This is a genomic window from Serratia sp. Z4 (assembly GCF_009900725.1).
Taxonomy (GTDB): Bacteria; Pseudomonadota; Gammaproteobacteria; order Enterobacterales; family Enterobacteriaceae; genus Serratia; species Serratia nematodiphila.
Genome location: NZ_JAAABD010000006.1, coordinates 90,564 through 112,251, shown reverse-complemented (window position 1 = coordinate 112,251; position 21,688 = coordinate 90,564). Strand labels below are relative to the sequence as shown.

Sequence of the window (21,688 nt, the reverse complement as noted above, 5' to 3'; positions counted from 1 at the left end):
TCCGGCATTAAAGGTTGCGATTATGCCTAAGCATAGCAAAAGGCTTTGTAACGTCAGGATGACAGCGCGGCTTTTACTTCGGCTTACAACTTTCGTCACAAATATCGCCGGGAGAGGCGGGCCGTTCGGCAGTTATTTGTGTTACGTTATAACAAATGCAGGTAAGACAGGATAATGATGAAGTTACGTCGTCTTTTGGCTGCCCTCGGCGCCGTGTTCAGCGCTGGAGCGGCCGCTCATCCGCACAGCTTTATCGACATGAACACCACCTTCGTCGCCAAGGACCAGCGGCTGGTCGGCCTGAAAATGGTGTGGGTGATGGATGAAATCACCTCGGCGGATCTGCTCTACGATGCGAAAAACGCCAAGAGCGATTCGGAAGTGTGGAAAAAGCTGGCGGCGGAAGTGATGGCCAACGTGCTGGGGCAGCACTATTTCACCGATCTTTACCGCGACGGCAAGCCGGTGAAATACCTGAACTTGCCCAGCGAATATCACCTGTCGCGCCAGGGCAACCAGGCGGTGCTGGAGTTCGTGCTGCCGTTGGCCGAGCCGCAGCCGCTGGCGGGCAAGCCGTTCGAGCTTTCTACTTACGATCCGACTTATTTCGTGGATATGACCTATAAAGACCAAAATGCGCTGCATTTGCCGCCGGAGATGGCGCAGCAGTGCAGCTACAAGCTGATCACGCCGAAGCCGAATGCGTCGCTGCAGGCCTATGCGCTGTCGCTCGACAAGAACGACTCGCCCGGCGAAGACCTGGCGCTGGGGCAACAGTTTGCCCAGCGGGTGACGCTGCAATGTCGCTAAATTTCTCGCCGCCGACGATAAGCCGACGCCATTGGGCCTTTGGCCTGTGGCCGCTGCTGCCGTTCACGCTGGCGCTGATGGCCGCCGCGTTGCTGGCGTGGCACTACTGGCCGCAGCTGCTGATGCAGAGCGTGGTATGGCAAAAAGCGCTGCATCAACAGATGGCGGGGCTGTTGCAGCAGGTGAAGGCCGCGCCGCAGCAGGCCGGGCTGGCGCTGATGCTGTTCAGCCTCGGTTATGGCGTTTTGCATGCGCTTGGGCCCGGCCACGGTAAAGTGGTGATCGCCACCTATCTGGCCACCCACCCGGCGCGGCTGAAAAGCAGCCTGAAGCTGACCTTCGCCGCTTCGCTGGTGCAGGGGCTGGTGGCGATCGCGCTGGTGACGTTGATGCTGGTGGTGTTGCAGCTCTCTTCGCGCCAGCTGCACCAAAGCAGCTTTTGGCTGGAGAAGGGCAGTTTTATTCTGGTGATGCTGCTTGGCGTGCTGCTGAGCTGGCGCGCGCTGAAACGTCTGTTTGCGGCGATCAAAGCGATGCGCCCGGCGCCGGCGCTGCGCATCAACAGCCTGACGCCGCTGGCGGCTGATCATGTGCACAGCGCCGACTGCGGCTGCGGCCACCGGCATCTGCCGAGCGACAGCGAGCTGCAGGCGGGGAGCGACTGGCGCACCCGAACCGCCATCGTGCTGGCGATGGGCATGCGCCCCTGCTCGGGGGCGATTTTGGTGCTGCTGTTCTCCAAGGTGATCGGCGTGTTCGGCTGGGGCGTGCTTTCCGCGCTGGCGATGGCGTTCGGCACCTCGTTGACCATCTCCATGCTGGCGTTGCTGGTGCATTACAGCCGCCGGCTGGCGGTGCGCCTCAGCCGTTCGCGCGCGCCCGCCGCCTGGAGCGCGGTAGCCTGGGGGGCGTTGGCGCTGGCCGGGGGGCTGATCCTGTTGGCCGCCGGGCTGTTGCTGTACGTCAGCGCGCAGCCGGAATTCGGCGGCGGTATCCGCCCCTTCTCCCGCTAACGGGCATAAAAAAAGCGCTGCATCGGCAGCGCTTTTTTTCGATTCGCTTCTGGCGATTAACGCTTCAGCGCTTCGCTCAGTTCTTCACGCATGGTGGCCAGCATGGCTTTCACCACGCGCGGGTTGCCTGCGACCACGTTGCCGGAGCTGAAGTGGTTGTGGCCGCCGACGAAGTCGGTGACCAGGCCGCCGGCTTCACGTACCAGCAGTTCGCCTGCGGCGAAGTCCCACGGCTTCAGGCCGATTTCGAAGAAACCGTCCACGCGGCCGGCGGCGACATAGGCCAGATCCAGCGCAGCGGAACCGGTGCGGCGGAAGTCCGCGCACTGGGTGAACAGTTTGCCGACGATGTTGATGTAAGGCGTGGCGTGCTGTTTGACTTTGAACGGGAAGCCGGTCGCCAGGATGGTGCCATCCAGATCTTTGGCGTTGGTGCCGCGCAGACGGTAACCGTTGAGCTGTGCGCCCTGGCCGCGCGTGGCGGTGAACAGTTCGTTGCGCATTGGATCGTAAACCACGGCCACTTCAGTACGGCCTTTGATGCGTACGGCGATGGAAACGGAGAAATGAGGGAAGCGTTTGATGAAGTTTGCAGTGCCATCCAGTGGATCGATCACCCATTGCACATCGCGATCTTCGCCGATCAGCTCACCGCGTTCTTCGCTCACGATACTGTGTTGCGGATAAGACTTGCGGATGACGTCGATGATCAGATGCTCTGCATCGCGATCGACGTTGGTGACGAAGTCATTGGTCCCTTTCTGGCTCGCTTCTACAGCGTCCGGGGTTTCGTAGTTTTTGGCAATCAGGTTACCGGCCTTGCGCGCAGCGCGCACGGCGATAGTCAGCATCGGATGCATGGGTATCTTCCAACTAGGATGTTAAAGAACAGGAAACGGCGCGAAGTATAGCAGCTGTTCGGCAAATTGCCTACGGCTGTGTTAAGATGCTGCGATTTTCCGCCACGCTCAGAGTTTGTATGCTGCACAATATCCGCATTGTTCTGGTAGAGACTTCACATACCGGCAACATGGGCTCGACCGCCAGAGCCATGAAAACCATGGGTTTAACCAACCTTTATCTGGTTAATCCGCTGATCAAACCCGATTCTCAGGCCATCGCCCTGGCCGCCGGCGCCAGCGACGTGATCGGCAACGCCACTATCGTCGATACCCTCGATGACGCCATCGCCGGCTGCAGCCTGGTGGTGGGTACCAGCGCACGTTCTCGCACCTTGCCGTGGCCGATGCTGGAGCCGCGCGAATGCGGCGTGCGCGCGGTGCACGAAGGCGAGCACGCGCCGGTGGCGCTGGTGTTCGGCCGCGAACGCGTCGGGCTGACCAACGATGAATTGCAAAAGTGCCACTACCACGTTGCCATTCCGGCCAACCCGGACTACAGCTCGCTGAACCTGGCGATGGCGGTGCAGATCCTGGCGTACGAAGTGCGCGTGGCTTACCTCGATCGCCAACAGGCGGGCGCGCCGCAGTTGGAAGAGACACCGTATCCGCTGGTGGACGACCTCGAGCGTTTCTATCAGCATCTGGAGCAGACGCTGCAGCGCACCGGTTTCATTCGCCCGTCGCATCCGGGCCAGGTGATGAACCGTCTGCGTCGGCTGTTCACCCGCGCGCGCCCGGAAGGGCAGGAGCTGAATATCCTGCGCGGCATGCTGACGTCGATCGAGAAACAGGATAAACATCAAGGTAATTAATTGATGTGGCATCACGGTGGGCGACAATAGTATTAGTTATCCAAAGGTTATAACATGTATTTTATATACCTTTGTTCTTGCTAAGTTCAAAACGTGCTAATACTTGAGTTAATTACTGGGTTAAATAGTTGACTGTTTTACTCGGGAATGTCAGACTTTCGGCCATATTTGACCAACAGGTAACCATTGAGCTATGAGACTGACATCCAAAGGCCGTTATGCCGTAACCGCTATGCTCGACGTAGCGCTGCATTCTCAGGAAGGGCCGGTGCCACTGGCGGACATTTCCGAACGCCAGGGTATTTCGCTCTCTTATCTGGAACAATTATTCTCCCGTCTGCGCAAGAATGGCCTGGTGGCCAGCGTGCGCGGTCCGGGCGGTGGTTATCTGCTGGGTAAAGACGCGGGTGAGATCGCCGTTGGCGCTGTCATTACTGCTGTCGATGAATCGGTAGATGCAACCCGTTGCCAGGGCAAAGAAGGCTGTCAGGGCGGCGATCGCTGCTTGACCCACGCCCTGTGGCGCGATCTGAGCGAGCGCATCAGCGGGTTCCTGAACAATATTACGCTGGCAGAACTGGTCAACAACCAGGAAGTGCTGGTGGTGGCGGATCGTCAAAACAACGATACGCGCCGCACGGCCAACGGCCGTCCGCAAGAAACTATCAACGTTAATCTGCGCGCATAAGCAGCTGGCGAAATTATTTTAGTTTTTGGAAGTGATGTACGGAGCACAAGAGCAATGAAATTACCGATTTATCTGGATTACTCAGCAACGACGCCGGTTGACCCGCGCGTTGCTGAGAAGATGATGCAGTTTTTGACCCTGGACGGCACTTTCGGCAACCCGGCTTCCCGTTCCCACCGTTTCGGTTGGCAGGCGGAAGAGGCGGTAGACATCGCCCGTAACCAAATCGCCGAACTGGTGGGTGCTGACCCGCGCGAAATCGTCTTCACCTCCGGGGCGACCGAATCCGACAACCTGGCGATCAAAGGCGCTGCCAATTTCTACCAGAAAAAAGGCAAGCACATCATCACCAGCAAAACCGAACACAAAGCCGTGCTCGACACCTGCCGTCAGCTGGAGCGCGAAGGGTTTGAAGTGACCTACCTGGCGCCGCAGAGCAACGGCATCATCAGCCTGCAGGATCTCGAAGCCGCGATGCGCGATGACACCATTCTGGTCTCCATCATGCACGTCAACAACGAAATCGGCGTGGTGCAGGACATCGAAGCGATCGGCGAAATGTGCCGCGCGCGCGGTATCATCTACCACGTTGACGCCACCCAGAGCGTGGGCAAACTGCCTATCGATCTGAGCAAGCTGAAAGTCGACCTGATGTCGTTCTCCGGCCACAAAATCTATGGCCCGAAAGGCATCGGCGCGCTGTACGTGCGTCGCAAGCCGCGCATCCGCATCGAAGCGCAGGTACACGGCGGCGGTCACGAGCGCGGCATGCGTTCCGGCACCTTGCCTGTCCACCAGATCGTCGGCATGGGCGAAGCTTATCGCATCGCCAAAGAAGAGATGACCGAAGAGATGGCGCGTCTGCGCACCCTGCGTGACCGTCTGTGGAACGGCGTGAAAGATATGGAAGAAGTGTATCTGAACGGCGATCTGGAGCACGGCGCACCGAACATCCTGAACGTCAGCTTCAACTACGTTGAAGGCGAGTCGCTGATCATGGCGCTGAAAGACCTGGCCGTTTCTTCCGGTTCAGCCTGTACCTCCGCCAGCCTCGAGCCGTCCTACGTGTTGCGCGCGCTGGGCATGAGCGATGAATTGGCGCACAGCTCGATCCGTTTCTCCCTGGGGCGTTTCACCACGGAAGAAGAGATCGACTACACCATTCAACTGGTGCGTAAATCCATCGGCCGTCTGCGCGATCTGTCCCCGCTGTGGGAGATGTTCAAGCAGGGCGTGGACATCAACAGCATCGAATGGGCGCATCATTAATTCTCAGGTTTCAGGAGCAAGGTCATGGCTTACAGCGAAAAAGTAATCGATCATTATGAAAACCCGCGCAACGTGGGTTCTTTCGACAACGAAGATCCTACCGTCGGCAGCGGCATGGTAGGGGCGCCGGCTTGCGGCGACGTGATGAAGCTGCAAATCAAGGTTAACGATGAAGGCATCATCGAAGACGCGCGCTTTAAAACTTATGGCTGCGGTTCCGCCATCGCCTCCAGCTCGCTGGTGACCGAATGGATGAAAGGCAAGTCGCTCGATCAGGCTGAAGCGATCAAAAACACCCAGATCGCCGAAGAGCTGGAATTGCCGCCGGTCAAAATTCACTGCTCGATCCTGGCTGAAGACGCCATCAAAGCAGCGATTGCCGACTATAAGAGCAAGCATAGCGCCAAGTAATTTGTCTGAGTCGGCCCGGCCGCGCCGGGCTTTGATGTGAAGTGTGAGGTTGTGATGTCTATTACCATGAGCGACAGCGCTGCGCAGCGTGTTCAGGCGTTTTTGACGAACCGCGGCAAAGGTCTCGGCCTGCGTCTGGGAGTGCGAACTTCCGGCTGCTCCGGGATGGCGTACGTGCTGGAATTTGTTGACGAAGCCAACGATGACGACATCGTGTTTGAAGACAAAGGCATCAAGGTGATCATCGACGGCAAGAGCCTGGTCTACCTTGACGGCACCGAGCTTGATTTCGTTAAGGAAGGCCTGAACGAAGGCTTCAAGTTCAACAACCCGAACGTCTCAAGCGAGTGCGGCTGCGGCGAGAGTTTCAACGTCTGACAGTCCATCGTGCTCCCCCGTTTCGGCGGGGGAACTTCATCCGCTAACGCCCAGAGCACGCTATGGATTACTTTACTTTATTCGGGCTGCCAGTTCGCTACACCGTGGACGGCAGCCTGCTTGCGTCCCGCTTCCAGGATCTGCAACGCCAATTCCACCCCGATCGTTTCGCCAACCAGCCGGAGCGCGAACGCCTGATGGCGTTGCAGCAGGCGGCGACCATCAACGAAGCCTACCAGGCGCTGAAGCACCCGTTAAAACGCGCGGAGTATATGCTATCTTTGCACGGCTTCGATCTGGGCAACGAACAGCATACGATGCGCGACACCGCGTTCCTGATGGAACAGCTGGAACTGCGCGAAGAGCTCGACGCCATTGAGCGCAAGCCGGAGGCGGAAAGCCTGCTGGCCGATTTCGGCGCGCGGCTGGCCGTCTCCATCAAACAGCGCAGCGCGCTGATGCTGCAGCAGTTGGACAGTGAGCAGTGGGCGGACGCCGCCGACACCGTGCGCAAGCTGCGCTTTTTGGACAAACTCCAGCAACAGGTTGAACAACTCGAAGAAAAACTGCTGGGTTTTGAGTAACACCTTCTGATTCTGATTGTGGAAGCTTCAACATGGCCTTATTACAAATTAGTGAGCCTGGCCTCAGCGCCGCGCCGCACCAGCGACGCTTGGCCGCCGGCATCGACTTAGGCACCACCAACTCGTTGGTCGCCACGGTGCGCAGCGGGCAGGCGGAAACGCTGGCCGACGAACAGGGGCGCCATTTGCTGCCTTCGGTGGTGCATTATCAGGCGGACGCGCAGCGCGTCGGCTGGGAGGCGCGCCAACAGGCGGCGCAGGATCCGGCCAATACCGTCAGCTCCATCAAACGCATGATGGGCCGCTCGTTGGCGGACGTGCAGCAACGTTACCCGAACCTGCCGTATCAATTTCAGGCCAGCGACAACGGCCTGCCGCTGATCGTCACCGCCGCCGGCCCGGTTAACCCGGTCGGTGTCTCCGCTGATATCCTGCGGGCCCTGTCCGCGCGCGCGCAAGCGGCGCTGGAAGGCGAGCTGGATGGCGTGGTGATCACCGTTCCCGCCTACTTCGACGACGCGCAGCGCCAGGGCACCAAAGACGCAGCGCGTCTGGCCGGCTTGCACGTTCTGCGCCTGTTGAACGAACCGACCGCGGCGGCGATCGCCTACGGGCTGGATTCCGGCCAGGAAGGGGTGATCGCGGTTTACGATCTGGGCGGCGGCACCTTTGATATCTCCATTCTGCGCCTCAGCCGCGGCGTGTTCGAAGTGCTGGCCACCGGCGGCGATTCCGCGCTGGGCGGCGACGACTTCGATCATCTGTTGGCCGACTGGCTGCGCGAGCAGGCCGGCGTGGCCGATCGCAGCGACCACGGCGTGCAGCGTCAACTGCTGGATGCCGCCATCGCCGCCAAAATCGCGTTGAGCGATGCCGACAGCGTGCGCGTCGAGGTGGCCGGCTGGCAGGGCGAGGTGACCCGCGCCCAGTTTGAAGCGCTGATCGCTCCGTTGGTGAAACGCACGCTGATGGCTTGCCGCCGGGCGCTGAAAGACGCCGGCGTCGCCGCCGACGAGGTGCTGGAAGTGGTGATGGTCGGCGGTTCCACCCGCGTGCCGTTGGTGCGTGAGCAAGTGGGCGCCTTCTTCGGCCGCACGCCGCTGACGTCGATCGATCCGGATAAAGTGGTCGCCATCGGCGCCGCGATCCAGGCCGACATCCTGGTGGGCAACAAGCCGGACAGCGATATGCTGCTGCTGGACGTGATCCCGCTGTCGCTGGGCCTCGAAACCATGGGCGGCCTGGTGGAGAAAGTGATCCCGCGCAACACCACTATCCCGGTGGCGCGCGCGCAGGAGTTCACCACCTTTAAAGACGGCCAGAGCGCGATGATGATCCACGTGCTGCAGGGCGAGCGCGAGCTGGTGCAGGATTGCCGTTCGCTGGCGCGCTTTACGCTGCGCGGCCTGCCGCCGCTGCCTGCCGGGGGCGCGCACATTCGCGTCACCTTCCAGGTGGATGCCGACGGCCTGCTGAGCGTCACCGCGATGGAGAAATCCACCGGCGTTGAAGCCTCGATCCAGGTCAAGCCGTCGTATGGCCTGTCGGACAGTGAAATCGCCGGCATGATCAAGGATTCGATGGCCAATGCGCAAAGCGACGTGGGCGCGCGCAAGCTGGCGGAGCAACGCGTGGAAGCTGCGCGGGTGCTGGAAAGCCTGCAGGGCGCGCTGGCCACCGACGCCGCGCTGCTGAGCGAGGCGGAAAGCCAGGCGATCGCCGCCGCGACCCAGGCGTTGCAGCAGGCGGCGCAGGGTGAAGATCCCGCCGCTATCGAAGACGCCATCAAAACATTAGATGCACAAACGCAAGATTTTGCCGCGCGCCGCATGGACGCTTCCATTCGCCGCGCGCTGGCTGGCCATTCTGTGGATGAGGTTTAACCATGCCTAAAATTGTTTTCCTGCCCCATCAAGATCTTTGCCCGGAAGGGGCGGTTCTGGAAGCCGAAAAAGGGGAGTCGATCCTCAACGTTGCGCTGCGCAACGGCATTGAAATCGAGCACGCCTGTGAGAAATCCTGCGCCTGCACCACCTGCCACTGCATCGTGCGTGAAGGCTTCGATTCGCTGGAAGAGAGCAGCGAGCTGGAAGACGACATGCTGGACAAAGCCTGGGGGCTGGAGCCGGAAAGCCGTCTGAGCTGCCAGGCGCTGGTCGCCGACGAAGATCTGGTGGTCGAAATGCCGCGCTACACCGTCAATCACGCGCGTGAGCATTAATTGTTAGCCGCAGCGTCAACCCGGAGATCATAATGGGACTGAAGTGGACCGACAGCCGTGAAATCGGCGAAGCCCTGTACGACCAATACCCGGACACCGATCCGAAAACCGTGCGTTTTACCGACATGCATCAGTGGATCTGCGATCTGGAAGAGTTCGATGACGATCCGCAGGCTTCCAACGAAAAAATACTGGAAGCGATCCTGCTGGTCTGGTTAGATGAAGCGGAGTAAATAGCGTAACGGGCTGCCATGGGCGGCCCGTTTATTTTGTATCCGACAAGATTAATAAAAGAATAATCCGGAGTAAGAAGGCTATGACAACAGAATTCATGCAGGTCACGCTGTCGCAACAACCTGCCGACGCCCGCTGGGGCGAGAAAGCGCTGCTGAGCACCAACGGCGAAGGGATGACCATTCACCTGACCGGCGCCGACAAGCTGGGCGCGATCCAGCGCGCGGGCCGCAAAATTGATGGCCAGGGCATCAAAAACGTCAAGCTGGCCGGCGACGGTTGGGATTTGGAAAACAGCTGGGCGTTCTGGCAAGGCTATCGCGGGCCGAAAGGGCAGCGCAACGTCGAATGGCCCGAGCTGCCGGAAGCCGCGCGTCAGGAACTGGATAAGCGCCTGAAGATCGTCGACTGGGTGCGCGACACCATCAACATGCCGGCGGAAGAGCTGGGGCCGGAGCAATTGGCGACCCGCGCCGTCGATCTGATGTGCGACGTCGGCTGCGATGCCGTCAGCTACCGCATCACCAAGGGCGAAGATCTGCGCGAGCAGAACTATGCCGGCATCCACACCGTCGGCCGCGGCTCCGAGCGCCCGCCGGTGCTGCTGGCATTGGACTTCAACCCGACCGGCAACCCGGATGCGCCGGTGTTCGCATGCCTGGTCGGCAAGGGCATCACCTTCGACAGCGGCGGCTACAGCCTGAAGCAAAGCGCCTTTATGGATTCGATGAAATCCGACATGGGCGGCGCGGCCACCATCACCGGCGCCCTGGCGCTGGCGGCGGCGCGCGGCCTGAAGCAGCGCGTGAAGCTGTACCTGTGCTGCGCCGACAACATGGTCAGCGGCAACGCCTTCAAACTGGGCGACATCATTCGCTACCGCAACGGCAAAACCGTTGAGGTGATGAACACCGATGCGGAAGGGCGCCTGGTGCTGGCCGACGGCCTGATCGACGCTTCTGAGCAGAACCCGCAGCTGATTATCGACTGCGCCACCCTGACCGGCGCGGCGAAAACGGCGGTAGGCAACGACTATCACGCGCTGTTCAGCTTTGACGACGCGCTGGCGCAGGAGCTGCTGAGCAGCGCCGCCGCCGAGCACGAGCCGTTCTGGCGTCTGCCGCTGGCCGAGTTCCACCGCAGCCAGCTGCCGTCCAACTTCGCCGAGCTGAACAACGTGGCCGGCCCGGCCTATACCGCCGGTGCCAGCACCGCGGCGGCCTTCCTGTCGCATTTCGTTAAGAACTACCAGCAAGGCTGGTTGCACATCGACTGTTCCGCCACCTACCGCAAAGGCGCGGTGGATCAGTGGTCGGCCGGCGCGACCGGTTTGGGCGTGCGCACCCTGGCCAATCTGTTGCTGAGCAAAGCCAAATAATTGAACGCCCGCCGCGTCGGGCGCTAGAATGCGCATTATCTTCGGGGCCCAGCATGCTGGGCCTCGCTATTTGATCCCTGGAGTTTGCCATGAGTGCCCATCATCACGATGCCGCCCCGAGCGAGAACGAACTTGAACGCCTGCTGAAGCTGGCGGTGACGGAGCCGGCCCACCGCCCGGCGTTCTTCCGTGAACTGCTCGAGGCCACGGTGCTGATCCTCGGCGACAGCGAGCAGGTGCAGCAGGACGGCGACATTACGCTGAACGCGGATACGCCGGTCAATATCCAGCATTGGGAAAAACAGGACGGCGGCAGCATTATTCCGTTCTTCACCTCGCTGGAAGCGCTGCAGAAGGCCGTTGAGGATGAACAGCCGTTCATCGCCATGCCGGCGCGGGTGCTGTTTGAAATCACCCAGGGCGCGGATCTGTTCCTCAACCCGAAGGCGGAATACGGCAAAGAGTTCTACCCGGAAGAGGTGGCGATGCTGCTGGCGACCGGCGGCGTCGTCAAACCGGTGGAGCACTACGTCGACAAAGAGACCCAAATCCTGCTGGGGCAGCCCGAAGAGTATCCGTCGGCGATGGTGGATGCGCTGACCACGCTGTTCAGCCAGCGCAAGCCGGTGCGCCGCGCGTTTCTGGCGCTGATGCACGACCAGGCGGCGGACGAGAAGCCGAATCTGCTGATCGGGCTGGAAGTGGATGCCGAGCCGGCGGAGATCGAGGCGTTGATCAACGAGGCCGGCAGCGTCGCCAGCGAAACGGCGCCGAATGACGAACCGGTGGATTTCTGCCTGGTATCGGAGAAAGAGCGGGGCATCAGCCACTACCTGATCGCCCATACGCAGCCGTTTTATCAGCGCCGCTGGGGCAGTTGGCTGCGCAATGTGATCCCGTCTACCGACAAGACCCAATAACGTCGGTGCGCCGCTGAAAGTGGCGAATGAAGATCATATTTTTTTAATGAAATGTTGATTTTCCCGTAGGCAAGCGTTAACGGCGCACATATAATCTGCGCCACTTGAGAAGGCCGGCAACATTGCAGACCGGCCTGTTTTGGAAGTCATACAGAGGCCATCATGACCGTAGAACGTACCTTTTCCATCGTTAAACCAAACGCTGTAGCCAACAACGACATCGGCGCTATCTACGCGCGTTTCGAGCGCGCCGGTTTCAAAATCATCGCCGCTAAAATGCTGCGTCTGACTCGCGAGCAAGCTGAAGGCTTCTACGCTGAGCACAAAGGCCGCCCATTCTTCGACGGTCTGGTAGAGTTCATGACCTCCGGCCCAATCATGGTGCAGGTTCTGGAATCTGAAAACGCCGTGCAGCGCAACCGCGACATCATGGGCGCAACCAACCCGGACAACGCACTGGCCGGCACCCTGCGCGCCGACTACGCGGACAGCTTCACCGCTAACGCCGTTCACGGTTCCGACTCCGTTGAATCCGCACAGCGTGAAATCGCTTACTTCTTCAACGAAAGCGAAATCTGCGCACGTTAATCGTGCCGTTTCTGAGCTGATAGCCAGGCATTCACCGGCTGAAACAATAAAAATGCCCTGAATGCCTTTCAGCCATAGAAACCCGCTACTAAAATTTGTACAATGCCGCGCCCCTGATAAGACGACTTGTCAGGGGCGTGTTTTTAGTGCCGCCACCCGAATCTCGCGGGCTGAAATGCACAACTTACTTTCCATTCTTTAGCGCCATAACGTGTAATAACGAGGCCAGAGATCATTATGTTAGAACCCATCACGTCCGAGCACACCGTGTCTGAAAATAATTCGCTGACTACCCCCTCCGTTAACGTGGAGCAACCGGCTGCGGCCAAAATCAACCTGCTGGATCTGAACCGCCAGCAAATGCGCGAGTTCTTCGCCGAAATGGGCGAAAAACCGTTCCGCGCCGATCAGGTGATGAAGTGGATTTACCACTACTGCTGCGACGATTTCGAGCAGATGACCGACATCAACAAAGTCCTGCGCGGCAAGCTGCAGCGCGTAGCGGAAATCCGCGCGCCGGAAGTGGCGGAAGAACAGCGTTCGGCCGACGGCACCATCAAGTGGGCGATCAAGGTGGGCGATCAGCAGGTCGAAACCGTGTATATCCCGGAAGCCGACCGCGCGACGCTGTGCGTCTCCTCGCAGGTAGGCTGCGCGCTGGAGTGCAAATTCTGTTCGACGGCGCAGCAGGGCTTCAACCGCAACCTGCGCGTGTCGGAAATCATCGGCCAGGTGTGGCGCGCGGCGAAGATCATCGGCGCGCTGAAGGTGACCGGCCAACGCCCGATCACCAACGTGGTGATGATGGGCATGGGCGAGCCGCTGCTCAACCTGAACAACGTGGTGCCGGCGATGGAAATCATGCTGGACGATTTCGGCTTTGGCCTGTCCAAACGCCGCGTGACCCTGTCTACCTCCGGCGTGGTGCCGGCGCTGGACAAGCTGGGCGACATGATCGACGTGGCGCTGGCCATTTCGCTGCACGCACCGAACGACACCATCCGCGATGAGATCGTGCCGATCAACCGCAAGTACAACATCGAGACCTTCCTGTCCGCGGTGCGTCGCTACCTGGAGAAATCCAACGCCAACCAGGGCCGCGTTACCGTCGAGTACGTGATGCTGGATCATATCAACGACAGCACCGACGACGCGCATCAGCTGGCGGAAGTGCTGAAAGACACGCCGTGCAAGATCAACCTGATCCCATGGAACCCGTTCCCGGGCGCTCCGTACGGCCGCAGCTCCAACAGCCGGGTGGATCGTTTCTCCAAGGTGTTGATGGAATACGGCTTTACGACTATTGTTCGTAAAACCCGTGGTGACGATATCGACGCCGCCTGCGGGCAACTGGCGGGTGAAGTGATCGACCGTACCAAGCGTACCCTGAAGAAGAAAATGGCCGGGGAACCTATCAACGTACGGGCGGTCTGAATCCTATAGCACCATTTTTTGTTATCTAACAGCCTGTTATGCGAAAGCGTGTCGCTGGCGGGCGTTAGCTGACGGCCGATAAGGAAATGAATGCGGGCATGAAGCTGAAACTGTGGGGGATGTGGCTGGCGGCCGGGTTGTTGGCCGGGTGTTCCGGTTCAGCGCCGGAAAAGGAAGCACAGGTCTCTGAGGCGGGCCAGACGCGCCTGCAGCTGGGGCTGGAGTACCTGCAGCAAGGCGACATGGACGCCGCGCGCCAGAACCTGGAAAAGGCGCTGGACGCGGCCCCGCAGGATTACCGCACGCAGTTGGGCATGGCGCTCTACGCGCAGCGCAGCGGTGAAAACGCCGAGGCCGAACAGCGTTATCGGCAAGCGCTCAAACTTGCGCCGGGCAATGGCACCGTACTGAATAATTACGGTGCGTTTCTTTGCGGTTTAGGGCAGTATGTACCGGCGCAACAGCAGTTTAGCGCTGCGGCGCTGGCGCCCGATTATGGCCAGGTCGCCGACAGCCTGGAAAACGCAGGTTACTGTTTTCTCAAGGCCGGACAAAACGACGAAGCGCGCACGCTGTTGAGCCGCGCGCTGAAAGTCGATCCGGACAAAGGCGCTCCGCTGCTGGCGGAGGCCGAAAAGCAATTTGGAGAAGGGAAGCGCGCCCAGTCGCAACTTTTATTGGATGTTTATCAGCATGTTCTGCCGGCCAGCGCCAGCAGCTTATGGTTACAGATTCGTTTCGCCGCGTTAGCCGGCCGCCAGGATAGCGTTCAACGCTATGGCAAGCAGCTAGCGCGAAGTTTTCCACAATCCAAACAGTACCAGCAGTTCTTAGCTAATGAATACTGAAGCCTCCCAAGATAAAACCGTATCCATGACGACGGGCCAGCGCCTGCGTCAGGCCCGTGAGCAACTCGGGCTGAGCCAACAGACCGTTGCAGAACGCCTGTGTCTCAAAATGTCCACCGTGCGCGATATCGAGGAAGACAGCGTGTCCGCTGACCTCGCGTCCACCTTCGTGCGCGGCTACATCCGTTCCTACGCCAAGCTGGTGCATCTGCCGGAAGACGAACTGCTGCCGATGTTGGCCAAGCAGGCGCCGTTGAAGATGGCGAAAGTGGCGCCGATGCAAAGTTTCTCGCTGGGCAAGCGCCGCAAGAAACGCGACGGCTGGCTGATGAGCTTCACCTGGCTTATCGTGTTCGTGGTGATCGGCCTGACCGGCGCCTGGTGGTGGCAAAACCACAAGGCGCAGCAGGAAGAGATCGCCACCATGGCCGATCAATCCTCGGCGCAGCTTTCACAGAATAACGAAGGGCAGTCCGTGCCGCTGACCGACGGCAATGCCGACGCCGGCACCAACGTGCCGTTGACCGACAACAGCGCCGCGCCGGCCGATACCGGCGCAGCGGCTCAGGCGCCGGCGGCGACCGCCCAGGCGCCGAGCGCGGCTCAGCAGCAGCCTGCCGTGGTGTCGCCAAGCCAGACCACCCTGCCGGAAACCGCGCCGGCGGCGCAAGCGCCGTTGCCGACCGCCGATGCGGGCGTGGCTGCGCCGGCGGCCGATCCGAACGCGCTGGTGATGGATTTCTCCGCCGACTGCTGGCTGCAGGTGACCGACGCGAGCGGTAAAACGCTGTTCAGCGGCACCCAGAAGCAAGGCGGCAAGCTGAACCTGACCGGCACTGCGCCGTATAAACTGACCATCGGTGCGCCGGCGGCAGTTCAGATCCAGTATCAGGGTAAACCGGTTGATTTAAGCCGGTTCGTTAAGTCAAACCGTGTTGCTCGCCTGACCGTCGCCGCGCAGTAATCGCGCGGCACCGGTCGTGATGTCAGAGCAGCAATGGAGAGTAAGTAATGCATAACCAAGCGCCCATCAACCGTCGAAAATCTACACGCATTTACGTCGGCAAGGTGCCTATTGGTGATGGCGCGCCGATTGCCGTGCAGTCGATGACCAACACCCGTACCACCGATGTTGAAGCAACGGTTAATCAGATCAAAGCGCTGGAGCGCGTGGGCGTCGACATCGTCCGCGTTTCGGTTCCAACCATGGACGCCGCCGAGGCGTTCAAACTGATCAAGCAGCAGGTCAACGTGCCGCTGGTCGCCGATATCCACTTCGATTATCGCATCGCACTGCAGGTGGCCGAATATGGCGTAGACTGCCTGCGCATCAACCCGGGCAACATCGGCAACGAATCGCGCATTCGCTCGGTGGTGGACTGCGCCCGTGACAAGAACATCCCGATTCGCATCGGCGTCAACGGCGGCTCGCTGGAAAAAGACCTGCAGGAAAAGTACGGCGAACCTACGCCGGAAGCGCTGCTGGAATCCGCCATGCGCCACGTGGACATCCTCGATCGCCTCAACTTCGACCAGTTTAAGGTCAGCGTCAAGGCGTCGGACGTGTTCCTGGCGGTGCAATCCTACCGCTTGCTGGCGTCGCGCATCGATCAGCCGCTGCACCTGGGCATCACCGAAGCCGGCGGCGCGCGCAGCGGGTCGGTCAAATCGGCCATCGGCCTGGGCATGCTGCTGTCTGAAGGCATCGGCGATACCCTGCGCATCTCGCTGGCGGCGGATCCGGTCGAAGAGGTGAAGGTCGGTTTCGACATCCTGAAGTCGCTGCGCATCCGCGCGCGCGGCATCAACTTCATCGCCTGCCCGACCTGCTCGCGTCAGGAGTTCGACGTGATCGGCACGGTGAACGCGCTGGAGCAGCGCCTGGAAGACATCATCACGCCGATGGACGTTTCGATCATCGGCTGCGTGGTGAACGGTCCGGGTGAAGCGCTGGTGTCCACCATGGGCGTAACCGGCGGCCACAAGAAGAGCGGCTTCTATGAAGACGGCGTGCGCCAGAAAGAGCGTTTCGACAACGAACAGATGATCGACCAGCTGGAAGCGAAAATTCGCGCCAAGGCCGCGATGATGGACGAAAGCAAACGCATCACGGTCAACCTGCTGGAAAAATAAGCGTTATCGCTACACGGCGGGCCTGTTGGCCCGCTTGTTTATGAACCTGAAGGGCAGAAAACCGCATCCGCGTTGAATACCGGGCGGCAAAGTCCCTATAATCGGGTTCATTTTTACAGACAACGGACAGAGAACTCACGTGGCAAAGAACATTCAAGCCATTCGCGGCATGAACGACTACCTGCCGGAAGAAACGGCATTATGGCAGCGTATTGAAGGCACCCTCAAGCAGGTGCTGGGCGGCTACGGTTACAGCGAAATCCGGTTGCCGATTGTAGAGCAGACCCCGTTATTCAAACGCGCGATCGGCGAAGTGACCGACGTCGTGGAAAAAGAGATGTATACCTTCGAAGACCGCAACGGCGAAAGCCTGACGCTGCGTCCGGAAGGGACGGCTGGCTGCGTGCGCGCCGGCATCGAACATGGTCTGCTGTACAATCAGGAACAGCGTCTGTGGTACATCGGCCCGATGTTCCGCTACGAGCGCCCGCAGAAGGGGCGTTACCGTCAGTTCCATCAGCTGGGCGCGGAAGTGTTCGGCCTGCAAGGCCCGGATATCGACGCCGAGCTGATCCTGCTGACCGCCCGCTGGTGGAAAGCGCTGGGCATCGCCGAGCACGTCACGCTGGAGCTGAACTCCATCGGTTCGCTGGAGGCGCGCGCCAACTACCGCGACGCGCTGGTGGCGTTCCTGGAGCAGCACGTCGAGGTGCTGGACGAAGACTGCAAACGCCGCATGTACAGCAACCCGCTGCGCGTGCTGGACTCCAAGAATCCTGAGGTGCAGGCGCTGCTGAACGACGCGCCGCGCCTGTCCGAGTACCTGGATGAAGAATCCCGTGCTCACTTCGCCGGTCTGTGTGAACTTTTGGCGCAGGCAGGTATCCCATATACCGTTAACGAGCGCCTGGTGCGCGGTCTGGATTACTACAACCGCACCGTGTTTGAGTGGGTGACCACCAGCCTGGGCGCGCAGGGCACCGTCTGCGCGGGCGGCCGTTACGACGGCCTGGTCGAGCAACTGGGCGGCCGCGCCACCCCGGCGGTCGGTTTCGCCATGGGCCTGGAGCGTCTGGTGCTGCTGGTGCAGGCGGTCAACCCGGAATTCAAGGCGCCGTCGGCTATCGACGTGTACGTCATTTCTTCCGGCGCGGGCACCCAGAGTGCGGCAATGCGGCTGGCTGAACAGGTGCGCGACGCGGCGCCGCAGCTGAAGCTGATGACCAATTACGGCGGCGGCAACTTCAAGAAGCAGATCACCCGTGCGGACAAATGGGGCGCGCGCATCGCGCTGATCCTGGGTGAGAGCGAAGTGGCGGCGCAGCAGGTGGTGGTGAAAGACCTGCGCAGTGGTGAACAAGAAACGCTGGCGCAAAGCGAAGTCGCTGCGCGTCTGGCTTTGATGTTAGGTTAAGGAGAAGGACACCGTGGAAGTCTATACCACTGAAAACGAACAAGTCGACGCACTGCGTCGGTTCTTTGCCGAGAACGGCAAAGCGCTGGCGGTGGGCGTGGTGCTCGGAATTGGTGCCCTGGTTGGCTGGCGTTATTGGCAGAGCCATGAAAACTCCAACATGATGGCGGCATCGCAATCCTATCAGGAAGCCAGCGATCGTCTGGCGGCCGGCAAGCCGGATGACGTGGCTGCCGCAGAGAAATTTGTCCAGGCTAACGGCAACAGCTACGGCGTACTGGCCGCGCTGCAGTTGGCCAAGCACTTTGTCGAACAGAATGATTTCGCCAAGGCGGAACAACAATTGGTGCTGGCGCAGGGCCAGACCAAAGACGACAACCTGTTGGCGATGATCGACCTGCGTCTGGCGCGCGTCCAGCTGCAGGAGAAAAAGCTGGATGAAGCGCTGAAAACGCTGGATGGCGTGAAAGGCGAAGGCTGGGTGGCGATGATGCAGGATGTGCGCGGCGATGTATTGCTGGCCAAGGGCGACGCCAAGGGCGCGCGCGAAGCTTACAGCAAAGGCATTGAGTCCAATGCTTCTCAGGCGCTGCAGGTTCTGCTGCGCATGAAATTGAATAACTTGTCCAGCTAAGGGGAATTCCCATGCAATTGCGTAAAACACTCTTGGTCGGACTGGTTTCCGCTGCCTTGCTGAGTGGTTGCTCGCTGTTTAACAGCGAAGAAGACGTGGTTACCATGTCGCCGTTGCCGAAAGTTGAAAATCAGTTTACGCCGAGCAAGGCGTGGAGCACCTCGGTGGGCGACGGTATCGGTGAGTATTACTCCCACCTGCGCCCGGCCTATCAGGACAGCACCATTTACGCCGCCGATCGCTTTGGCATCGTGAAAGCGATGGACGCCGACAGCGGCAACGAGAAGTGGAAGGTCAATCTCTCCGAGAAGACCGGCTTCTTCTCCAGCAACCTGTCTGCGCTGCTGTCGGGCGGCCTGACGGTTGCGGGCGACAAGGTTTACGTCGGCAGCGAAAAAGCGGTGGTTTACGCATTGAACACCGCCGACGGCGCCATCGCCTGGCAGACCAAAGTGGCCGGCGAAGCGATCTCCCGTCCGGTTGTCAGCGACGGCATGGTGTTGGTGCACACCTCCAACGGCATGCTGCAGGCGCTGAACGAAGCCGACGGCGCGGTGAAGTGGACGGTTAACCTGGACATGCCTTCGCTGTCGTTGCGCGGTGAATCCGCGCCGGCCGTCGCTTTTGGCGCCGCCATCGTCGGCGGTGACAACGGCCGCGTCAGTGCGGTGCTGATGCAGCAGGGCCAGATTATCTGGCAACAGCGTATTTCTCAGCCGAGCGGCGCGACCGAAATCGATCGTCTGAACGACGTGGACACCACGCCGGTGATCGTTGACGGCGTGGTCTACGCGCTGGGTTACAACGGCAACCTGACGGCGCTGGATCTGCGTTCCGGCCAGATTATCTGGAAACGCGAGCTGGGTTCGGTGAATGATTTCATCGTCGACGCGGGCCGCATCTACCTGATCGACCAGAACGATCGCGTAGTGGCACTCAGCACCGAAGGCGGCGTGACCGTGTGGACGCAGAGCGATCTGCTGCACCGCAACCTGACGCCGCCGGTGATGTATAATGGTTATCTGGTGACCGGTGACGCCGAAGGTTATCTGCACTGGATCAACACCACCGATGGCCGTTTTGTCGCCCAGCAGGAAGTGGACAGTTCCGGCTTCCTGTCTGCGCCGATGGTGGCCAGCGACAAGCTGATCATCCAGGCTCGCGGCGGGAAAGTTTACGCTTTCACCCGCTAACGCCGCTCGTCGTGACCCTTCTTGCACCCGAAAGCTTTCGGGTTGCAGCCAGGCGGCAAGCGCATGAGTCCTCGGGAGCTCAGTGAACTGAGTGACCGAGGCGAGGGTGCGCAGACAACGCCGCTGTGGCGCGAAAGATGAAGGGGAAAACGGCTCCTGAGTGTTCAGGGGCCGTTTCGTATTTTATAAGCTGCACCGCTGGTGTCTATCCACAGTGCAGTAACGCATTGATTATTAAGTAATGAGGCTTCAACAATGATACCTGTCGTCGCGCTGGTCGGGCGCCCGAATGTGGGTAAATCCACCTTGTTCAACCGTTTAACCCATACGCGTGATGCGCTGGTGGCGGATTTCCCGGGGCTGACGCGTGACCGCAAGTATGGTCGTGCTGAAATCGAAGGCAATGAATTTATCATCGTCGATACCGGCGGCATCGACGGCACCGAAGACGGCGTCGAAACGCGCATGGCCGGTCAGTCGCTGCTGGCGATCGAAGAAGCGGACATCGTGCTGTTCATGGTCGACGCCCGCGCCGGCCTGATGCCGGCGGATCAGGGCATCGCCCAGCACCTGCGCAGCCGCCAGAAGGCGACCTTCCTGGTGGCCAACAAGACCGACGGTCTGGATCCGGACACCGCCACCGCCGATTTCTACTCGCTCGGCCTGGGTGAAGTGTTCGCTATCGCCGCTTCTCACGGCCGCGGCGTGACCCAGCTGATTGAACACGTGCTGGTGCCGTTCGTGCCGGAAAAACCGGAAGACGTCGAGCTGACCGAGGAAGAGGCCAACGCCGCTTACTGGGCCGAGCAAAACGGCGAAACGCTGGAAGGCGAAGAAGACGAAGAGCCGGAAGAAGCGTTCAATCCGCAGGATCTGCCGATCAAACTGGCGATCGTCGGCCGCCCGAACGTCGGTAAGTCTACGCTCACTAACCGCATCCTCGGCGAGGAGCGCGTGGTGGTGTATGACATGCCGGGCACCACCCGCGACAGCATCTACATTCCGATGGTGCGCGACGAACGCGAATACGTGCTGATCGACACCGCCGGGGTGCGCAAACGCGGCAAGGTGACCGAAACCGTCGAAAAATTCTCGGTGATCAAGACCCTGCAGGCGATTGAAGACGCCAACGTGGTGCTGCTGGTGATCGACGCGCGTGAAGGCATTTCCGATCAGGACCTCTCGCTGCTCGGCTTTATCCTCAATAGTGGGCGCTCACTGGTGATTGCGGTCAACAAGTGGGACGGCATGAGCGAAGAAGATCGCGAGCACGTGAAAGAGATGCTCGATCTGCGCCTGGGCTTCGTCGACTTCGCGCGCGTGCACTTCATTTCCGCCCTGCACGGCAGCGGCGTCGGCAACCTGTTCGAATCGGTACAGGAAGCCTACGAATGCGCAACCCGCCGCGTAAACACCTCGATGCTGACCAAAATCATGCAGATGGCGGTTGACGATCACCAGCCGCCGTTGGTGCGCGGCCGCCGCGTGAAGCTGAAATATGCCCATGCCGGCGGTTATAACCCGCCGATCGTGGTGATCCACGGCAACCAGGTCAGCGATCTGTCCGATTCGTACAAACGCTATCTGATGAACTACTTCCGCCGCTCGCTGAACGTGATGGGGACGCCGATCCGCATCCAGTTCAAAGAGGGGGACAACCCGTTCGCCGGCAAACGCAACCTGCTGACGCCAACCCAGATGCGTAAGCGCAAGCGCCTGATGAGCCACCTGAAAAAGAGCAAGTAATCGCTTATGAGGGGCGCGGCAGTGATGCCGCGCCCTTTTTTATTGGCCCGAAATCGTTTTATTATCTGAAGATTACCT

At 60.2% G+C, this 21,688-nt stretch carries 23 protein-coding genes; 22 read left to right on the top strand and 1 reads right to left on the bottom strand.

Annotation, left to right across the window (positions count from 1 at the left end):
• Positions 1-174: 174 nt before the first annotated feature.
• Entirely contained in the window at positions 175-810 is a 636-nt protein-coding gene (locus GT753_RS19665; protein WP_031299949.1) for a DUF1007 family protein, read from the top strand.
• Positions 801-1,823 carry a nickel/cobalt transporter gene (locus tag GT753_RS19660; protein ID WP_015378782.1) on the top strand — a complete coding sequence of 341 codons (1,023 nt, stop codon included), beginning with the start codon at positions 801-803 and terminating at the stop codon, positions 1,821-1,823. Before GT753_RS19665 ends, GT753_RS19660 begins: the two co-directional genes overlap by 10 nt.
• A 56-nt stretch (positions 1,824-1,879) precedes the next feature.
• On the opposite strand, the gene suhB is transcribed toward GT753_RS19660, so the two are convergent.
• Positions 1,880-2,683, bottom strand: a complete 804-nt coding sequence (gene suhB / locus GT753_RS19655; RefSeq protein ID WP_004941400.1) for an inositol-1-monophosphatase — start codon at positions 2,681-2,683, stop codon at positions 1,880-1,882.
• Between the two features lie 119 nt (positions 2,684-2,802).
• Between suhB and trmJ the strand changes: the two genes are divergently transcribed.
• The 20 genes from trmJ (at position 2,803) to der (ending at position 21,610) form a co-directional block, all read left to right on the top strand.
• A complete protein-coding gene (trmJ, locus tag GT753_RS19650) occupies positions 2,803-3,537 on the top strand; it encodes a tRNA (cytosine(32)/uridine(32)-2'-O)-methyltransferase TrmJ (protein WP_015378781.1) in 735 nt (244 codons plus the stop codon).
• 193 nt (positions 3,538-3,730) lie between these two features.
• Entirely contained in the window at positions 3,731-4,225 is a 495-nt protein-coding gene (gene iscR, locus GT753_RS19645; protein WP_004941404.1) for a Fe-S cluster assembly transcriptional regulator IscR, read from the top strand.
• Positions 4,226-4,279: 54 nt separating this feature from the next.
• Positions 4,280-5,494, top strand: a complete 1,215-nt coding sequence (iscS, locus tag GT753_RS19640; protein WP_015378780.1) for a cysteine desulfurase — start codon at positions 4,280-4,282, stop codon at positions 5,492-5,494.
• Positions 5,495-5,518: 24 nt separating this feature from the next.
• Entirely contained in the window at positions 5,519-5,905 is a 387-nt protein-coding gene (gene iscU / locus GT753_RS19635) for a Fe-S cluster assembly scaffold IscU (RefSeq protein ID WP_004941408.1), read from the top strand.
• Positions 5,906-5,959: 54 nt separating this feature from the next.
• The gene (iscA, locus tag GT753_RS19630) at positions 5,960-6,283 is read left to right on the top strand and encodes an iron-sulfur cluster assembly protein IscA (protein ID WP_004941410.1); all 324 of its coding nucleotides are present in this window, start codon (positions 5,960-5,962) and stop codon (positions 6,281-6,283) included.
• Between the two features lie 62 nt (positions 6,284-6,345).
• Positions 6,346-6,867 carry a co-chaperone HscB gene (gene hscB / locus GT753_RS19625; protein WP_004941412.1) on the top strand — a complete coding sequence of 174 codons (522 nt, stop codon included), beginning with the start codon at positions 6,346-6,348 and terminating at the stop codon, positions 6,865-6,867.
• A 32-nt stretch (positions 6,868-6,899) separates the two neighbouring features.
• Entirely contained in the window at positions 6,900-8,750 is a 1,851-nt protein-coding gene (gene hscA / locus GT753_RS19620) for a Fe-S protein assembly chaperone HscA (protein WP_015378779.1), read from the top strand.
• Positions 8,751-8,752: 2 nt separating this feature from the next.
• Positions 8,753-9,088, top strand: coding sequence for an ISC system 2Fe-2S type ferredoxin (gene fdx, locus GT753_RS19615; RefSeq protein WP_004941417.1), 336 nt, complete (start codon positions 8,753-8,755; stop codon positions 9,086-9,088).
• A gap of 32 nt (positions 9,089-9,120) precedes the next feature.
• Positions 9,121-9,321: a Fe-S cluster assembly protein IscX gene (gene iscX, locus GT753_RS19610; RefSeq protein WP_006327336.1), complete on the top strand. Its 201-nt coding sequence runs from the start codon at positions 9,121-9,123 to the stop codon at positions 9,319-9,321.
• A gap of 83 nt (positions 9,322-9,404) precedes the next feature.
• On the top strand, positions 9,405-10,700 hold the full coding sequence (gene pepB / locus GT753_RS19605; protein WP_015378778.1) for an aminopeptidase PepB: 1,296 nt from the start codon (positions 9,405-9,407) through the stop codon (positions 10,698-10,700).
• Positions 10,701-10,789: 89 nt separating this feature from the next.
• A complete protein-coding gene (sseB, locus tag GT753_RS19600) occupies positions 10,790-11,620 on the top strand; it encodes an enhanced serine sensitivity protein SseB (RefSeq protein ID WP_015378777.1) in 831 nt (276 codons plus the stop codon).
• Between the two features lie 162 nt (positions 11,621-11,782).
• On the top strand, positions 11,783-12,208 hold the full coding sequence (gene ndk / locus GT753_RS19595) for a nucleoside-diphosphate kinase (RefSeq protein ID WP_004941424.1): 426 nt from the start codon (positions 11,783-11,785) through the stop codon (positions 12,206-12,208).
• A 237-nt stretch (positions 12,209-12,445) separates the two neighbouring features.
• Complete coding sequence (locus GT753_RS19590; protein WP_004941426.1) at positions 12,446-13,642, top strand: bifunctional tRNA (adenosine(37)-C2)-methyltransferase TrmG/ribosomal RNA large subunit methyltransferase RlmN; 1,197 nt, start codon at positions 12,446-12,448, stop codon at positions 13,640-13,642.
• A 98-nt stretch (positions 13,643-13,740) separates the two neighbouring features.
• On the top strand, positions 13,741-14,490 hold the full coding sequence (gene pilW / locus GT753_RS19585) for a type IV pilus biogenesis/stability protein PilW (protein ID WP_015378776.1): 750 nt from the start codon (positions 13,741-13,743) through the stop codon (positions 14,488-14,490).
• Complete coding sequence (gene rodZ / locus GT753_RS19580; protein WP_004941432.1) at positions 14,480-15,454, top strand: cytoskeleton protein RodZ; 975 nt, start codon at positions 14,480-14,482, stop codon at positions 15,452-15,454. The genes pilW and rodZ overlap by 11 nt, the downstream gene beginning before the upstream one ends.
• A 47-nt stretch (positions 15,455-15,501) precedes the next feature.
• Positions 15,502-16,623 carry a flavodoxin-dependent (E)-4-hydroxy-3-methylbut-2-enyl-diphosphate synthase gene (gene ispG, locus GT753_RS19575; protein WP_004941434.1) on the top strand — a complete coding sequence of 374 codons (1,122 nt, stop codon included), beginning with the start codon at positions 15,502-15,504 and terminating at the stop codon, positions 16,621-16,623.
• A 139-nt stretch (positions 16,624-16,762) separates the two neighbouring features.
• The gene (hisS, locus tag GT753_RS19570) at positions 16,763-18,037 is read left to right on the top strand and encodes a histidine--tRNA ligase (protein ID WP_004941437.1); all 1,275 of its coding nucleotides are present in this window, start codon (positions 16,763-16,765) and stop codon (positions 18,035-18,037) included.
• A gap of 13 nt (positions 18,038-18,050) precedes the next feature.
• Entirely contained in the window at positions 18,051-18,671 is a 621-nt protein-coding gene (locus GT753_RS19565) for a YfgM family protein (RefSeq protein ID WP_015378775.1), read from the top strand.
• Positions 18,672-18,682: 11 nt separating this feature from the next.
• Positions 18,683-19,864 carry an outer membrane protein assembly factor BamB gene (gene bamB, locus GT753_RS19560; RefSeq protein WP_004941440.1) on the top strand — a complete coding sequence of 394 codons (1,182 nt, stop codon included), beginning with the start codon at positions 18,683-18,685 and terminating at the stop codon, positions 19,862-19,864.
• A gap of 255 nt (positions 19,865-20,119) precedes the next feature.
• Entirely contained in the window at positions 20,120-21,610 is a 1,491-nt protein-coding gene (gene der, locus GT753_RS19555; protein ID WP_015378774.1) for a ribosome biogenesis GTPase Der, read from the top strand.
• The last annotated feature ends 78 nt before the right edge of the window (positions 21,611-21,688 follow it).

Excerpts from the sequence above, each read along its gene's own strand:
- GT753_RS19665 (WP_031299949.1), top strand. The coding sequence starts at position 175 with ATGATGAAGTTACGTCGTCTTTTGGCTGCCCTCGGCGCCGTGTTCAGC.
- GT753_RS19660 (WP_015378782.1), top strand. The coding sequence starts at position 801 with ATGTCGCTAAATTTCTCGCCGCCGACGATAAGCCGACGCCATTGGGCC.
- suhB (WP_004941400.1), bottom strand. The coding sequence starts at position 2,683 with ATGCATCCGATGCTGACTATCGCCGTGCGCGCTGCGCGCAAGGCCGGT.
- trmJ (WP_015378781.1), top strand. The coding sequence starts at position 2,803 with ATGCTGCACAATATCCGCATTGTTCTGGTAGAGACTTCACATACCGGC.
- iscR (WP_004941404.1), top strand. The coding sequence starts at position 3,731 with ATGAGACTGACATCCAAAGGCCGTTATGCCGTAACCGCTATGCTCGAC.
- iscS (WP_015378780.1), top strand. The coding sequence starts at position 4,280 with ATGAAATTACCGATTTATCTGGATTACTCAGCAACGACGCCGGTTGAC.
- iscU (WP_004941408.1), top strand. The coding sequence starts at position 5,519 with ATGGCTTACAGCGAAAAAGTAATCGATCATTATGAAAACCCGCGCAAC.
- iscA (WP_004941410.1), top strand. The coding sequence starts at position 5,960 with ATGTCTATTACCATGAGCGACAGCGCTGCGCAGCGTGTTCAGGCGTTT.
- hscB (WP_004941412.1), top strand. The coding sequence starts at position 6,346 with ATGGATTACTTTACTTTATTCGGGCTGCCAGTTCGCTACACCGTGGAC.
- hscA (WP_015378779.1), top strand. The coding sequence starts at position 6,900 with ATGGCCTTATTACAAATTAGTGAGCCTGGCCTCAGCGCCGCGCCGCAC.
- fdx (WP_004941417.1), top strand. The coding sequence starts at position 8,753 with ATGCCTAAAATTGTTTTCCTGCCCCATCAAGATCTTTGCCCGGAAGGG.
- iscX (WP_006327336.1), top strand. The coding sequence starts at position 9,121 with ATGGGACTGAAGTGGACCGACAGCCGTGAAATCGGCGAAGCCCTGTAC.
- pepB (WP_015378778.1), top strand. The coding sequence starts at position 9,405 with ATGACAACAGAATTCATGCAGGTCACGCTGTCGCAACAACCTGCCGAC.
- sseB (WP_015378777.1), top strand. The coding sequence starts at position 10,790 with ATGAGTGCCCATCATCACGATGCCGCCCCGAGCGAGAACGAACTTGAA.
- ndk (WP_004941424.1), top strand. The coding sequence starts at position 11,783 with ATGACCGTAGAACGTACCTTTTCCATCGTTAAACCAAACGCTGTAGCC.
- GT753_RS19590 (WP_004941426.1), top strand. The coding sequence starts at position 12,446 with ATGTTAGAACCCATCACGTCCGAGCACACCGTGTCTGAAAATAATTCG.
- pilW (WP_015378776.1), top strand. The coding sequence starts at position 13,741 with ATGAAGCTGAAACTGTGGGGGATGTGGCTGGCGGCCGGGTTGTTGGCC.
- rodZ (WP_004941432.1), top strand. The coding sequence starts at position 14,480 with ATGAATACTGAAGCCTCCCAAGATAAAACCGTATCCATGACGACGGGC.
- ispG (WP_004941434.1), top strand. The coding sequence starts at position 15,502 with ATGCATAACCAAGCGCCCATCAACCGTCGAAAATCTACACGCATTTAC.
- bamB (WP_004941440.1), top strand. The coding sequence starts at position 18,683 with ATGCAATTGCGTAAAACACTCTTGGTCGGACTGGTTTCCGCTGCCTTG.
- der (WP_015378774.1), top strand. The coding sequence starts at position 20,120 with ATGATACCTGTCGTCGCGCTGGTCGGGCGCCCGAATGTGGGTAAATCC.